Here is a 14675-nt window from a genome sequence, read left to right as displayed (position 1 = left end):
TCTTTAAACTTATAATTTCTCTTTAATTTTAAACAAAAAATTTATTGACCATTTTAATATTATTCTAACGTAAGTCCATGAAGAAAAGTATCTACTATTTTTATTTATTCGTTGTAATGCACAATTTATCGATTTCACAAACTCTAGAAAATAAGGTTTCAGAACCAAAAAATGATGTGTTTTCTGCTGTGCTATTGGTCGATGAACTCGAAATTCCATGGGGTTTTACCTTCTTACCAAATGGCGCTATTTTAATTACCGAAAAAAAGGGAGAGTTACTTCTTTTTAAAGACAATAAAAAACAAAAAATAGGCAATATTCCAAAGGTTTACAAAAGAGGACAAGGAGGTCTACTAGATGTTGCTTTACACCCTAAATTTAAAGAAAATGGTTGGATTTATCTATCCTATGCGTCTCCTGAAGGAGAGCAAAAAGGAGGACATACAGCTATACTAAGAGCTAAACTAAAAGACACAATACTTGCAGAAAAAAAAGTGCTTTACAAAGCAACTCCTAACACTACAAAAGGGCAACATTTTGGTTCTAGAATAGTGTTTGACAAGAATAATTATTTATATTTTTCTATTGGAGAACGTGGTGCTAGAGATATAAATCCGCAGGACATAAAACGAGATGGAGGTAAAATCTACAAACTACATGATGATGGACGCATTCCTGAAGATAATCCTTTTGTTGGTGTTGATAGTGCAAAAACCGCAATTTACAGTTATGGACATAGAAATCCCCAAGGGTTAATTCTACATCCAATTACGGGAGAGATATGGAATAATGAACATGGTCCAAGAGGAGGAGACGAAATTAATATAATTAAAAAAGGTGCTAATTATGGTTGGCCATTAACTACCTATGGCATTAATTATAGTGGCACTTCTATAACTGATAAAACTGAGATGAAAGGAATGGAGCAACCTTTATATTATTGGATTCCGTCTATTGCCCCAAGTGGAATGGCATTTATTACATCAGACAAGTATCCAGAATGGAATGGTAATCTTTTAGTAGGTTCTTTAAAATATCAATATTTGGAAAGACTTATTTTAGAAAACAACAAAGTAATCCGTAGAGAAAAGCTTTTACCAGATTTAGGAAAAGTAAGAGCTGTTAAACAAGGACCAGATGGTTATATTTATGTTGCCGTAGAAGGCAAAGGTATTTACAAACTAATTCCAAATTCTAAATAATTTTAAGAATGAAATTTATAATCATCGTTTTTTTATTTTTTATAGCTTCTAATATCTCTTTTTCACAACAAGAATCTACCTTACAAGAAAGCATGTTAAGAGGCGAGGAAATTTATGCCGACTTTTGTGTATCCTGTCATCTAAAAAAAGGAAAAGGTTTTGCTAAAATTTATCCTCCCTTAGCAAAATCGGATTACTTATTAAATAATAGAACTGGAAGCATAAAGGCTATACTATATGGTCTTCAGGGAGAAATTGTAGTGAATGGAAAAACGTACAATAACTCTATGCCTAGTCAAGGTTTAGAACCAGAAGAAGTAGCAGATGTTATGAACTACATATTAAATACATGGGAAAACTCTAGCGATAAAATTGTTACTCCAGAAGAAGTATCTTTAGTTACAGAATAATTTTATTTTTGAGATTCTATTGCTAGTTTAACAGAACCATGTTCTTTTAATAATTTTTCGGCCTTTTCATAACTAATACCTAAACCTTCCATAATATAGCGCGTACCTCTATCTACCAACTTATCATTGGTTAGCTGCATATTCACCATTTTATTTCCTTTTACACGTCCTATACGTATCATTAAGGCTGTGGAAATCATATTTAAAGCCAATTTCTGTGAAGTTCCGCTTTTCATACGAGTACTCCCCGTTACAAATTCTGGCCCTACATTTATTTCAATAGGAATTTCTGAAAGTTGTGCTAAAGGTGAGCCAGGATTATTCGTAATGCCTGCAGTTAACAGCCCCTTTTCATTTGCAGCTTTTATACCTCCTAAAACATAAGGGGTTGTACCAGATGCTGCAATACCAACTACTACATCAATATTAGTAATATTATGCGCCTCTAAGTCTTTCCAAGCTTGGGTAGTAGCATCTTCGGCATTTTCTACCGCTTTACGTATGGCTTTATCTCCTCCTGCTATTAAACCAAGAACTCTTTCATGTGGCATTCCAAAAGTTGGTGGAATTTCTGATGCATCTAAAATTCCCAATCTTCCACTTGTTCCTGCTCCTATATAAAATAGTCTTCCTCCTTTATGAAACCTTTCTTCTAAACCATCTACCAACTTTGTTATTTGAGGTATTACTGCTGCAACTGCATCAGCAATTTTCCTATCCTCTTCATTCATTGCTTTAAGAATTGTAGTAGTGTCCATCAATTCTAAATTATTGTGATTAGACGGCGATTCTGTGATTTTTTTATAGCTCATATTTTTTTATAAGTAACGAATATCGTTATTTCTAGAAGGATATGGAAAATTTTCTTGAGACCATTCTATAAAAATAAAATTTAACCTTAAAAAGGGTTATTTTAGTAAAAAAATTGCCTTTTTCATTTTTCCTATGTCAAAATACTTTTTAGTTTTTCTCCTTACTACTACCCTTTTTTCTTGTAGTTCTTTACAGTCGTATAATAAACATCCAAAAACAGAATTTAGAGGCGTTTGGATTGCCACAGTAGTAAATATAGATTGGCCAAAAAATGGATTAGACACCATAGAAAAACAAAAAAAAGATTACTTAGAAATCTTAGATTTTTACCAAAACCTTAATTTCAATGCTGTGATTGTTCAAATTAGAGCTGCAGGCGATTCTTTCTATGCATCAGACAAAGCACCATGGTCTCGGTATTTAACCGGAAAAGAAGGTAAAGCTCCAGAACAAAATTTTGAAGTATTAGAATGGATGATTTCCGAGGCGCATTCTCGCGGTATGGAATTTCATGCATGGTTAAACCCTTATAGAGCAACATTTGATCTAAAAACAGAAGTTCTTAGTCCTACGCACGATTTTAATACCCATCCAGAATGGATGCTTAAATATGGCAAAAAATATTACTATAATCCCGGATTACCAGAGGTAAGAGAAAAACTAGCTTCTATTATAAAAGAAGTGGTTCATAAGTACGATATTGATGCTATACATTTTGATGATTACTTTTATCCATATAAAATTAAAGATGCTATTTTTGAAGACCAATCTTGTTTTGAATTTTACAAACACCCCAACCAAAGCCTAGAAGATTGGCGTAGAAGCAATATAGATTCTTTAATTAAAAATACGCATCAAACTATAAAAAAAGAAAAACCTTGGGTGCAGTTTGGTGTTAGCCCGTTTGGTGTTTGGAAAAACAATTCTACAGACCCAAAAGGCTCAGATACCAAAGCAGGAGTTACTACCTATGAAGATTTGTATGCAGACCCACTGTTATGGATGCAAAAAGGATGGCTAGATTATGTTATTCCGCAAGTATATTGGAGTATGGATTTGCCTGTAGCATCGCACAATAAAATAGTTAACTGGTGGGCAAAAAATAAAAGCAATAGTAATATTTACATTGGTAATGGTGCCTATAAAATTCGTAACAATAGTGATAAAGCTTGGGAGAATAAAAAAGAACTTCCTAACCAGTTAAAACTAACCAGAAACACAAAAGAAATGGGAGGAAACGCTTTTTTTAGCGCCAAATCCTTAATCCAAAAAAATCCTGATGTTGTAGATTACATTCAAAAAAAATATTATAAAAAGTCTGCATTAAACCCTATTTCTCCTTTAAAGAAAGAAACTATCAAGGAGGTTAAAATTAAGGGCTTAAAAATTACATCAGATACTATTCAATTTTCTATAAATACTACAGCTAAAATTAGATATGCACTTTTTTATAGTTCTGGTAAAAAGCTAAAAGACACCTACCCTATAACTAAATTACTTACAAAAACCAACATTAATAACAAGCATCAATTTATAATTCCTTTAAAAAAATTGAAGAGCAAAAAACAAGTAGCGGTTAGTTTTATTGACTATTACGGGCAAGAAAGTGAACCAATAGTATTAAATTTAAGACCATGATTAAAAAAGATAAAGGAGCTTGGGCATGGGTTCCTGTTTTATATTTTACGCAAGGTCTCCCATATGTAATGGTAGTTACCGTATCTGTAATTATGTATAAAAAACTAGGGGTTAGTAATGCTGATATAGGACTATACACCAGTTGGCTTTATTTACCTTGGGTTCTAAAACCGTTATGGAGTCCTTTTGTTGATTTAAAAAGTACTAAACGAAAATGGTTTTTAGGAATGCAATTCCTAATTGCTTTGGCTCTTTTAGGAGTGGGACTTACATTACCTACCAACATCTTTTTTACAACTACTTTAGCATGTTTTTGGATGGCTGCTTTTGCCTCTGCCACGAACGATATAGCGTCGGACGGATATTATATGTTAGGATTATCCGAGAAAAAACAATCCTTTTTTGTTGGTATGCGAAGTACTTTCTACAGACTAGCAATGGTGACTGGAGAAGGTTTAATTGTTATACTTGCTGGTTATTTAGAAACTAAATACGGTGATAGTACTAAGGCCTGGAGCATTACCATGATTGCTGCTGCTATACTAATGCTAGTTTTAACAATAGCCAACTTTTTCACAGCTCCTAAATACGAGAATGAAGAAAAAAATAGTGCAGACAAACCTCAAAGTTTTGGAGCTATTTTGGGTTCTTTTTTTAAGAAACCAAAAATTGGCATTGCATTAGCTTTTATTTTAACGTACCGCTTAGGAGAATCGCAATTAGTAAAAATGGCTGCTCCTTTTATGTTAGATGAAGTTTCTGAAGGCGGATTAGCTTTCTCTACCGAAAAACTTGGCACTTTGTTTGGCACCGTAGGTGTAATAATGCTTTCTATTGGAGGAATTCTAGGAGGAATTTTAATCTCTAGAGACGGACTAAAAAAATGGATGTTACCCATGTTATTATCTTTAAACATCCCTAATATTTTATATGCAATTTTGGCCGTAACTAAAACCACTAATATTATTGCTGTTACTGCAACAGTAGCTTTTGAGAAATTTGGTTATGGCTTTGGTTTTGCCGCCTTTCTAATGTATCTAATATATATCGCAGAAGGAAAATCTAAAACATCGCATTACGCAATTGCTACAGGTTTTATGGCTTTAGGAATGATGCTTCCTGGAATGATAAGTGGTTTTATGCAAGAATGGTTAGGCTATGGAGGCTTTTTTATCTGGGTAGTTGTTGCAGCCCTCCCTGCTTTAATACTTTTAAAATACATTGAATACCCAGCAGAATATGGTAAAAAATCAAACCAAGAAAATGCATAATATAACTTCCTATACTACAGCATCAGAATCTCTTAGTAAAAGAGAAAAGATTGGTCAGCTTTTTATGCCTGCAGCCTTTATTAATGATACAGAAGAAGAAATTTGTGCTTTAGAAAAACTAATAAAAGAACAAGGAATTGGAGGTTTATGCTTTTTTCACAGTAGAGCCAGCGCAGCGACAAATTTTGAAGGGAAGAAAAAAATAATAGTTAATACTGAAAGTCTTAGTACGCTTAAAAATTTAATACAACGATACCAAAAAGCAGCAAAACAACCTCTTTTAATAAGTATTGATGCCGAATGGGGATTAGCAATGCGTATTGAAAATACGCCACAATACCCCTATGCTATTTGTTTAGGTGCAATGCAAAATGGTTTAGATTTAATAGAACAAGTAGGAAAAAATATTGCGCTAGATTGCAAAAACGCAGGGATTCATTGGAATCTAGCCCCTGTAGTAGATATTAATAATAATCCTAATAATCCCGTTATTGGTTACCGCTCTTTTGGAGAGGATAAGAATAACGTTACCGAAAATGCTATTGCTTTTATTAAGGGAACCAAAGAGGCAGGAATCCTAACAAGCATTAAACATTTTCCTGGACACGGCGATACCGCGACAGACTCACACTTAGATTTACCTTTAATAGATAAAAACATAGATGAATTATGGGATAATGAGTTATATCCTTTTAGAAAAATAGTAGCTTCTGGTGTAGACTCGGTAATGATTGGGCATTTATCTATTCCTGCATTAGCTAATGGAAGTAAAATATCATCTAGCATATCAAAAGATATTATTAAAGGGGTTTTACGAACAGAATTAAGTTTTAAAGGAGTAGTGATTTCTGATGCTTTAAACATGCATGCCGTTTCTAAAAACTATCCTATAAAAGGAGAGTTAGAATGGTTGGCTTTTGATGCTGGAAATGATATTTTATGTTTTGCTGAAAATACAGTTGAAGGAATTGAAACTATTCTAAAAAATGCAAATAATAAAGCTATAGAAGAAAGTTTTAAAAGAATCTGGCTTTTAAAAGAAAAAGCTATAAACCAAATAGATAACCACAAATTACAAGCTGTAGATTACACTACATTACTTACTAAAATTGCAAAAAAAAGTATTACACAAATAGTTGGTAATACCAATAATTTTATGAATGCCCCTTTTGTTGGAATTGATATAAACTTCAAGGAAGAAAACACTTTTTTTACCACCATCAAGAAAGAAAAAGACTTTGATTTTTATAATTTAAGTGATACATCAATCCCAGAAATTAAAGCTAAAATAAAAGACAAAGAGAACATTCTATTATCTATTGAAGCCCCTAAAGTAAAACCGCAAAATAAATTTAATATCCCAAAAGAATACTGGGCTCTTATTGGAGAACTCTTAGAAACTAAAAACGTAATACTCTATATATTTGGCAGCCCTTTTATACTTAATCACCTTAATTATAAAAACACCAAATCTGCTGTGGTTGCTTATCAAGATTTTGAAGAATTTAAAACTGTTGCTGCCAATCATTTTCTAGGTAAAATAAATGCAGAAGGAAAATTACCGGTAACTATTTCTTAATTATTATGAAAAACATGTATAATGTAATAGGATTAATGTCTGGCACCTCTTTAGATGGGCTAGATTTGGCATATTGTCAAATACAAGAAACAGAAGGCTCCTACACATATAATATAAAGCAAACAAAAAGCGTAGACTACACCCCAGAGATGAAGAATAGCTTAAAAAATGCTATTCATTTACCTACCTTAGGATTGCTAGAATTAAATAATACATACGGAACGTGGTTGGGAGAACAAACGAAAATTTTTATTAAAGAAGAAAATTTAGAAGTTGATTTTATTGCCAGCCATGGGCACACCACCCACCACCAACCCAAAAAAGGAGTTACTTTCCAAATAGGTTGCGGACAGCACTTAGCCAATGCTTGCAACCACGTTGTAATTAATGATTTTAGAACGAATGATGTTTCTCTAGGAGGACAAGGAGCGCCTTTGGTTCCTATTGGTGATATGTTTTTTTTTAAAGAGTATGATTTTTGCTTAAATCTTGGCGGCATAAGTAATATATCTTTCCAAAAGGAAGAAAAAAGAATTGCTTACGATATTGGTTTGGCTAACATGATTCTAAATTACATTACACAAAAGATAGATTTAGCCTATGATAAAAATGGAGAATTAGCCCGTTCTGGAGTTATAAATATCCATTTATTAAATGAATTAAACGACTTAGAATTTTACAAGCTTCCTTTCCCTAAATCCATAGGTTATGAATGGTTTTTAAACAAAGTAATTCCTTTAGTAGACCAAACAGAAGATAGCATTCCCAACTTATTACACACGGCTGTTCATCATATATGCCAACAAATAGCCATTCAGATTAAAAATAACATAAAACCAAAAAACAGTAAGCTTCTAGTTACTGGTGGTGGCGCTTTAAATTCTTTTTTAGTAGATACCTTAAAACACAAATTAAACAATATAGCAACAGTAGTTATCCCTTCTAAAACGGTGATAGAATTCAAAGAAGCATTAATTTTTGCATTAATGGGCGTTCTTAGACATGAAAACAAAACAAACGTTCTTAGTTCGGTAACTGGGGCTAAAAAAGATTCTTGTAGTGGTGTAATATACTATCCACAATAAGAAAACCACACTACTCTATTAAATATTCACATATTTATTGATAAAAAACTACCATTAAAATAAATCTATCCTTAAATTGTTACATATTACGTAACAACTTAAATCATGGCTTCTAAAAAAGAAAAAGCTTCTGCTTATTGGAAAGAAAATATAAAATATTTAACAATCTTATTAATTATTTGGTTTTTAGTTTCTTTTGGAGCTGGCATTCTATTTAGAGAAAATCTAAACGAATTTCGCTTAGGCGGTTTTAAATTAGGCTTTTGGTTTGCACAACAAGGGTCTATTTATGTATTTGTAATCTTAATATTCATTTACGTACGATTAATGAATAGGTTAGATAAAAAATACGGCTACGACGAATAAAAACATCTCACTTATAAATAAGAATACTATGAGCGTTCAAGTATGGACATGGATTTTAGTTGGGATAACATTTTCCCTTTATTTTGGAATAGCAATTTGGGCACGAGCTGGCTCTACAAAAGAGTTTTATGTTGCTGGTGGTGGGGTTTCTCCCTTAGCAAATGGTATGGCCACAGCTGCCGATTGGATGAGCGCAGCATCTTTTATTTCCATGGCAGGAATTATATCTTTTGCGGGTTATGATGGTTCTGTTTATCTTATGGGGTGGACCGGAGGTTATGTTCTACTTGCCTTACTCCTTGCCCCTTATCTTAGAAAATTTGGGAAATTTACAGTGCCCGATTTTATTGGAGACCGCTACTATTCTAACACCGCAAGGACCGTTGCTATACTATGTGCACTTATTGTTTCTTTTACCTACGTTGCAGGACAAATGCGAGGTGTTGGCATTGTTTTTTCTCAATTCCTACAGGTAGATATTACACTAGGAGTATTTATTGGTATGGCAGTCGTATTAGTTTTTGCCTTTTTAGGAGGTATGAAAGGAATTACCTATACACAAGTAGCACAATACTGTGTATTAATTTTTGCTTTTATGGTTCCAGCTTTCTTTATTTCTATGCAAATGACAGGAAACCCTATTCCACAATTAGGAATGGGCGGTAAAGTCGAAGGAGGAACATTTTTACTCGATAAATTAGACGCACTACATACACAATTAGGATTTAATGAATATACAGGCGGAACAAAATCTACCTGGGATGTTTTTGCTATTACTTTAGCTTTAATGGCTGGTACAGCAGGATTACCACACGTAATTGTACGTTTCTTTACGGTTCCAAAAGTAAAAGATGCTAGAAAATCTGCAGGGTATGCTTTATTATTAATTGCTATTCTATATACTACAGCTCCAGCAATAGCCGTATTCTCAAGAACCAACTTAATAGAAACTGTTAGTAACAAAGAATACAATACCATTCCCGAATGGTTTAAAAATTGGGAAAACACTGGTTTAATTGCCTGGACGGATAAAAATAAAGATGGAAAAATTCAATATGTAGCAGGTAGTGCTTTATCTAGTAAAAAACCTGAATTCACAAATAAAAGAGGCTCTAATGGGGAACGCTTAATATCTAATGCTAACAACGCTGCAAATGAACTTTATGTGGATCGCGATATTATGGTACTTGCCAACCCCGAAATAGCAAATTTACCTAACTGGGTAATTGCCTTAGTAGCCGCAGGTGGTTTAGCCGCCGCTCTATCTACAGCTGCAGGTTTATTGCTTGTAATATCTACATCAATTTCTCATGATTTAATTAAGAAACAATTAAAACCAGATATTTCTGAAAAAGGAGAATTACTAGCTGCACGTATTGCCATATTAGTAGCAATAATAATTGCTGGAATTTTTGGAATATACCCACCAGGATTTGTCGCCGCCGTTGTTGCCCTTGCATTTGGTTTAGCTGCTGCATCTTTTTTTCCTGCCATTGTATTAGGGATTTTTGATAAACGTATGAATAAAGAAGGTGCTATTGCTGGCATGATTGTAGGAATATCTCTTATGTTATTTTATATGATTAAATACAAAACAGGATTAATTGGTGTTATGGACCCAAGACCTGCCAACGAATGGTGGTTTGGAACCTCTCCTGAAGGTTTCGGAACTGTTGCAATGCTAGTTAATGTTGTTGTTTCTATAATTGTATCTAGAGCTACCCCAGCTCCTCCAGAAAAGGTACAAGAAATTGTAGAAAGCATAAGAATACCAAGCGGTGCAGGAGAAGCTACATCACACTAAAAAATCTAATAGAAATAGAAACAACACTATTATAAGTTGAATTTTCTTGTAGAAATTTCTACTTTAGATACGTTTTGCCTAAATAAATAAAGAATAATGAGTAATTACCATATAAAACATTTAGAAGAGTATTATCAAGTCTATAGAAAATCTGTTAGAAATCCTGAAGCATTTTGGGAAGAAATAGCAGAAGAACATTTTGTTTGGAGAAAAAAATGGGATTCTGTTTTAAATTGGGATTTTAAAAAGCCAGAAGTTAAATGGTTTGAAGGCGCCCAATTAAATATTACAGAAAACTGTATAGATAGGCATTTAACCACTCGTGGAGATAAGACAGCTATTCTTTTTGAGCCAAATAACCCTAAAGAAGAAGCTTTACATATTACATATTCTCAATTACATGAACGAGTGTCCAAAATGGCTAATGTTCTTAAAGAACAAGGAGTAAAAAAAGGAGATCGCGTTTGTATTTATTTACCAATGATTCCAGAATTAGCAGTTGCTGTTTTAGCATGCGCAAGAATAGGTGCAATACATTCGGTTGTATTTGCAGGGTTTTCTTCTAATGCACTTTCTACAAGAATTAACGATTCGGATTGTAAAATTGTACTAACATCTGATGGTTCTTATAGAGGGGCTAAAACTATAGATTTAAAAGGTATTGTAGATAAAGCTTTAGAAGATTCTCCTGGAGTTACTAGCGTTTTAGTAGTTAATCGTATTAATTCTGACATTAATATGAAAGAAGGAAGAGACCAATGGCTGCAACCTTTATTAGATGATGCTTATGGAGATTGTGTTCCTGAAATTATGAATGCAGAAGACCCCTTATTTATATTATATACCTCTGGTTCTACAGGAAAACCAAAAGGTATGGTGCACACTACAGCTGGTTATATGGTATATACAGCGTATACGTTTAAAAACATTTTTCAATATAAAGAAGATGATATTTATTGGTGTACTGCAGACATTGGGTGGATTACTGGTCATTCCTATATCCTTTACGGGCCATTGGCAAATGGTGCTACTACGGTTATGTTTGAAGGTGTACCCTCCTATCCTGATTATGGAAGATTTTGGGAAGTTGTAGAAAAACATAAAGTAAATCAATTCTACACAGCTCCAACTGCTATTAGAGCTTTAGCAAAGGAAAATTTAGAATATGTAGAAAAATATGACTTATCCTCTTTAAAAGTTTTAGGCTCTGTAGGAGAACCTATAAATGAAGAAGCTTGGCATTGGTACAATAACAATGTTGGAAAAAAACAAAGTCCAATCGTAGATACTTGGTGGCAAACAGAGACTGGTGGAATAATGATTTCTCCAATACCTTATGTAACCCCTACTACTCCAACCTTTGCCACACTCCCATTTATTGGTATTCAACCTGCATTAATGGATGAAAACGGCAAAGAAATAAAAGACAACCAAATAGATGGTAGATTGTGTATTAAATTTCCATGGCCTTCTATTGCGAGAACTATATGGGGCAATCATGAGCGGTATAGAGACACTTACTTTTCTGCTTATGAGAATAAATATTTTACTGGCGATGGTGCACATAGAGATGCTGTTGGATATTATAGAATTACCGGCAGAGTAGATGATGTAATCATAGTTTCTGGTCACAACTTAGGTACAGCACCAATTGAAGATGCAATTAATGAACATCCTGCCATTGCAGAGTCTGCTATTGTAGGTTTCCCACATGACGTAAAAGGAAATGCGCTTTACGGTTATGTAATTTTAAAAGAAACCGGAGAAGGTAGAGATAGAGATAACCTTAAAAAAGAAATAAACCAGCAAATCACGGAACATATAGGACCTATTGCAAAATTAGATAAAATACAATTTGTCTCTGGTTTACCTAAAACACGTAGTGGTAAAATTATGCGTCGTATTCTTAGAAAAATTGCTAGTAAAGAAACTAGCAACTTGGGAGATACTAGTACACTATTAAATCCTGAAGTAATAAAAGAAATTATGGAAAATGCATTCTAATACTATCTTGTAATAAAGTATCAAAAGTCAAACATATTCTGTTTGGCTTTTTTTACACAAGTGCAATTCTTTGTTTTCTTCTAATAAGAAGAAAAATAAATAAAGATACAAAACCACAAACAGCTAAGCCTGCAAATAAAGGCCAAACCGTATTCTCTACAAAACTACCAACATATGTTGCTATTGGTATAGATATTATTGTAGAAGTAAAGCCTGTAATTGCAGCTCCTATTCCAGCTATATGCCCAATAGGCTCCATTGCAATAGAGCGTAAATTACCAAACAAAAATCCTAAACTAAAAAATTGAGTAGCCAAAAAAACTATTAAAACAATAACATTAGGATTTGGAGAGTTCCAAAACAAAACTACATATAACAAAGACACTCCAAAGAATAAATAAAGTGCCATAAATGCTAATTTTTGCATTCCAAATTTTAGAACTAAATTTCCATTTAAAAACGTTGCAACACCAATAGAAATAGCTAATCCCGCAAAAATATATGGAAATTCATCTACCAAATCATATTGCGTTTCAAAAACTTGTTGTGCTGCACTTAAATACACTAAAAAAGAACCTGTAATTAAACCAGATATTATAGTAAAAGCAATCGTCTTTTTATACCGAATAAGTTCTTTTAATCCATCAAAAAAAACATTCTTTGTAAAAGGAATTTTATAAACTGGCTTTAAGGTTTCTGGTTGTCTTTTCCAAAACCAAATACATACTATTAAAGAAAAAAATAATTGCACTAAAAAAATTGCTTGCCAACCTAAACTATCTAAAATTGCTTTTCCCATTGCGGGTGCTATTACCGGTATTAGGATAAAAAAAGCGGTTACAAAAGACATGACCTTAGCCATATAATCCCCTTTATATGTATCTCTGATTATAGATATACTTATAGACCTAGCTGCAGACAAACCTACTCCTTGCAAAATTCTCCCAAAAACCATCCAAGACATAGAAGGAGCAAAAACACAAATAAGACTTGCAATAAAAAACACCCCAAAACCAATGTAAATCATAGGTTTTCTACCATAACTATCAGATAAAGGTCCAAAAAATAATTGCCCAACTCCCAAGCCTAAAAAAATCATGGTAATGAGTTTTTGGTTTTCCGTGTCTCCTAAGCTATTAACTGCTAATCCTATATTTGAAAGAGCTGGTAAAATTGCATCTATTGCCAATGCTGTAATAGACATTAACGATGCCATTAAGGCAACAAACTCAAAATTTGGTTTTACATTCTCATTCTCCATGATACAAAGGTACCTATATGTTATATGGCAATTAGATTATTTATCATTAAAAAAACGTATCTGTTAATAGATTTTATCAATACAAAAAGTAAAAAAGAGTTGTTTTTTATTGGTTGTTCATAATTTAAATAATCCCACACATATTTTTTAGTTGCATTAAATAGCAAATACTTATTTTTGTATAAATTGTTATACATGTTAATTATAGGTATTGCTGGAGGAACAGGTTGTGGAAAAACTACCGTTGTTAATCAAATTATGAATGAATTCCCCAAAGAAGAAGTTGGTGTAATTTCTCAGGATTCATACTACAATGATTTATCACATCTAACAATTGAAGAAAGAAAAAAAACAAATTTTGATCATCCATCCGCTATAGATTTTGACTTATTAGTAGAACATTTAGAATTATTAAAATCTGGTCAATCTATAGAACAGCCAGTATATTCTTTTATTGAATGCAATAGAACAAAGGAAACTGTTGCAACGCAACCAAGAAAAGTAGTATTAGTAGAAGGAATTCTAATTTTAACCAACCCTAAAATTAGAGAAATGTTTGATATTAAAATTTATGTACATGCAGATTCTGATGAAAGATTAATTCGTAGATTAAAAAGAGATACCGCAGAAAGAGGTTGGAGCTTAGATGAAACCCTTGATTGCTATCAAAACACTTTAAAACCTATGCATGACCAATTTATAGAACCTACTAAAGAATATGCAGATATTATTATTCCAAATAATAAATATAATACGGTAGCTATAGATATTGTGCGCACTATAATAAATGATAAATTATCCTAAATGGGATTGGCAGATTTAAGAAAAAAGTCTTGGTTTAAAATAATTACTAACGCCTATGTGTTAGTGTTGACTGTTTTTGTTATTTGGATGCTATTTATTGATACCAATTCTCTATTAATTCATTTAGAATTAAAAAATGAAATTAACAAACTAGAAAAACAACAAGAGTTTCTAAAAGAAGAAATTGCAAAAGACAAAGTAATTATTGACAAGCTTTCTGATGCTAAAGAATTGGAAAAATTTGCAAGAGAAGAGTATTATTTAAAAAAGAAAAACGAGGAAATTTACTTAATAGAATATGAGGATAGTCTAAAAACGACAAATAAACTTCCTTAAATATTTTTTCTTTAAAAAAAGACCTAAATCAGAGCTTCATAAACTATTATTTTACAACACTTTAACGCTATTTAACATAATCTCTTACACTTATTCACTTTG

Annotated in this window: 13 protein-coding genes; 11 read left to right on the top strand and 2 right to left on the bottom strand. The window is 32.7% G+C overall.

The features are described from left to right. Window positions 1-77 precede the first annotated feature (77 nt). Together CLV91_RS15390 and CLV91_RS15385 are read left to right on the top strand one after the other, a co-directional pair. Window positions 78-1202 (top strand): PQQ-dependent sugar dehydrogenase, encoded by a 1125-nt coding sequence (locus CLV91_RS15390; protein ID WP_121069121.1) that lies wholly within the window; start codon window positions 78-80, stop codon window positions 1200-1202. Window positions 1203-1210: 8 nt separating this feature from the next. After that, a complete protein-coding gene (locus CLV91_RS15385) occupies window positions 1211-1612 on the top strand; it encodes a c-type cytochrome (RefSeq protein WP_211333230.1) in 402 nt (133 codons plus the stop codon). A gap of 2 nt (window positions 1613-1614) precedes the next feature. Here CLV91_RS15385 and murQ read toward each other — a convergent pair whose 3' ends face one another. Next, window positions 1615-2424 carry an N-acetylmuramic acid 6-phosphate etherase gene (gene murQ / locus CLV91_RS15380; RefSeq protein ID WP_121069120.1) on the bottom strand — a complete coding sequence of 270 codons (810 nt, stop codon included), beginning with the start codon at window positions 2422-2424 and terminating at the stop codon, window positions 1615-1617. 133 nt (window positions 2425-2557) lie between these two features. On the opposite strand from murQ, the gene CLV91_RS15375 reads away from it, so the two are divergent. From CLV91_RS15375 to acs, 7 genes are all read left to right on the top strand, one after another. Further along, the gene (locus tag CLV91_RS15375; protein WP_121069119.1) at window positions 2558-4063 is read left to right on the top strand and encodes a glycoside hydrolase family 10 protein; all 1506 of its coding nucleotides are present in this window, start codon (window positions 2558-2560) and stop codon (window positions 4061-4063) included. Beyond that, window positions 4060-5334 (top strand): MFS transporter, encoded by a 1275-nt coding sequence (locus tag CLV91_RS15370; protein ID WP_121069118.1) that lies wholly within the window; start codon window positions 4060-4062, stop codon window positions 5332-5334. The genes CLV91_RS15375 and CLV91_RS15370 overlap by 4 nt, the downstream gene beginning before the upstream one ends. Continuing rightward, the gene (locus tag CLV91_RS15365; protein WP_121069173.1) at window positions 5327-6913 is read left to right on the top strand and encodes a glycoside hydrolase family 3 protein; all 1587 of its coding nucleotides are present in this window, start codon (window positions 5327-5329) and stop codon (window positions 6911-6913) included. The genes CLV91_RS15370 and CLV91_RS15365 overlap by 8 nt, the downstream gene beginning before the upstream one ends. A 5-nt stretch (window positions 6914-6918) precedes the next feature. Beyond that, window positions 6919-7998: an anhydro-N-acetylmuramic acid kinase gene (locus CLV91_RS15360; protein ID WP_121069117.1), complete on the top strand. Its 1080-nt coding sequence runs from the start codon at window positions 6919-6921 to the stop codon at window positions 7996-7998. A gap of 105 nt (window positions 7999-8103) precedes the next feature. Then, entirely contained in the window at window positions 8104-8364 is a 261-nt protein-coding gene (locus CLV91_RS15355) for a DUF4212 domain-containing protein (protein ID WP_121069116.1), read from the top strand. A 28-nt stretch (window positions 8365-8392) separates the two neighbouring features. Beyond that, entirely contained in the window at window positions 8393-10168 is a 1776-nt protein-coding gene (locus tag CLV91_RS15350) for a sodium:solute symporter family protein (RefSeq protein ID WP_121069115.1), read from the top strand. Between the two features lie 96 nt (window positions 10169-10264). Continuing rightward, complete coding sequence (gene acs / locus CLV91_RS15345) at window positions 10265-12172, top strand: acetate--CoA ligase (RefSeq protein ID WP_121069114.1); 1908 nt, start codon at window positions 10265-10267, stop codon at window positions 12170-12172. A gap of 52 nt (window positions 12173-12224) precedes the next feature. On the opposite strand, the gene CLV91_RS15340 is transcribed toward acs, so the two are convergent. Continuing rightward, the gene (locus tag CLV91_RS15340; protein ID WP_121069113.1) at window positions 12225-13433 is read right to left on the bottom strand and encodes a multidrug effflux MFS transporter; all 1209 of its coding nucleotides are present in this window, start codon (window positions 13431-13433) and stop codon (window positions 12225-12227) included. Window positions 13434-13628: 195 nt separating this feature from the next. Between CLV91_RS15340 and udk the strand changes: the two genes are divergently transcribed. Next, complete coding sequence (gene udk / locus CLV91_RS15335) at window positions 13629-14237, top strand: uridine kinase (RefSeq protein ID WP_121069112.1); 609 nt, start codon at window positions 13629-13631, stop codon at window positions 14235-14237. Beyond that, a complete protein-coding gene (locus tag CLV91_RS15330; RefSeq protein WP_121069111.1) occupies window positions 14238-14573 on the top strand; it encodes an FtsB family cell division protein in 336 nt (111 codons plus the stop codon). Window positions 14574-14675: the final 102 nt, after the last annotated feature.

The sequence above is a fragment of the Maribacter vaceletii genome (genome assembly GCF_003634105.1).
Taxonomy (GTDB): domain Bacteria; phylum Bacteroidota; class Bacteroidia; order Flavobacteriales; family Flavobacteriaceae; genus Maribacter_B; species Maribacter_B vaceletii.
Note: the sequence above shows the minus strand (reverse complement) of the source record. Positions and strands in the feature narration are given on the sequence as shown.

Coding starts and splice junctions, on each gene's coding strand:
- CLV91_RS15390 (WP_121069121.1), top strand. CDS start 78: ATGAAGAAAAGTATCTACTATTTTTATTTATTCGTTGTAATGCACAAT.
- CLV91_RS15385 (WP_211333230.1), top strand. CDS start 1,211: ATGAAATTTATAATCATCGTTTTTTTATTTTTTATAGCTTCTAATATC.
- murQ (WP_121069120.1), bottom strand. CDS start 2,424: ATGAGCTATAAAAAAATCACAGAATCGCCGTCTAATCACAATAATTTA.
- CLV91_RS15375 (WP_121069119.1), top strand. CDS start 2,558: ATGTCAAAATACTTTTTAGTTTTTCTCCTTACTACTACCCTTTTTTCT.
- CLV91_RS15370 (WP_121069118.1), top strand. CDS start 4,060: ATGATTAAAAAAGATAAAGGAGCTTGGGCATGGGTTCCTGTTTTATAT.
- CLV91_RS15365 (WP_121069173.1), top strand. CDS start 5,327: ATGCATAATATAACTTCCTATACTACAGCATCAGAATCTCTTAGTAAA.
- CLV91_RS15360 (WP_121069117.1), top strand. CDS start 6,919: ATGAAAAACATGTATAATGTAATAGGATTAATGTCTGGCACCTCTTTA.
- CLV91_RS15355 (WP_121069116.1), top strand. CDS start 8,104: ATGGCTTCTAAAAAAGAAAAAGCTTCTGCTTATTGGAAAGAAAATATA.
- CLV91_RS15350 (WP_121069115.1), top strand. CDS start 8,393: ATGAGCGTTCAAGTATGGACATGGATTTTAGTTGGGATAACATTTTCC.
- acs (WP_121069114.1), top strand. CDS start 10,265: ATGAGTAATTACCATATAAAACATTTAGAAGAGTATTATCAAGTCTAT.
- CLV91_RS15340 (WP_121069113.1), bottom strand. CDS start 13,433: ATGGAGAATGAGAATGTAAAACCAAATTTTGAGTTTGTTGCCTTAATG.
- udk (WP_121069112.1), top strand. CDS start 13,629: ATGTTAATTATAGGTATTGCTGGAGGAACAGGTTGTGGAAAAACTACC.
- CLV91_RS15330 (WP_121069111.1), top strand. CDS start 14,238: ATGGGATTGGCAGATTTAAGAAAAAAGTCTTGGTTTAAAATAATTACT.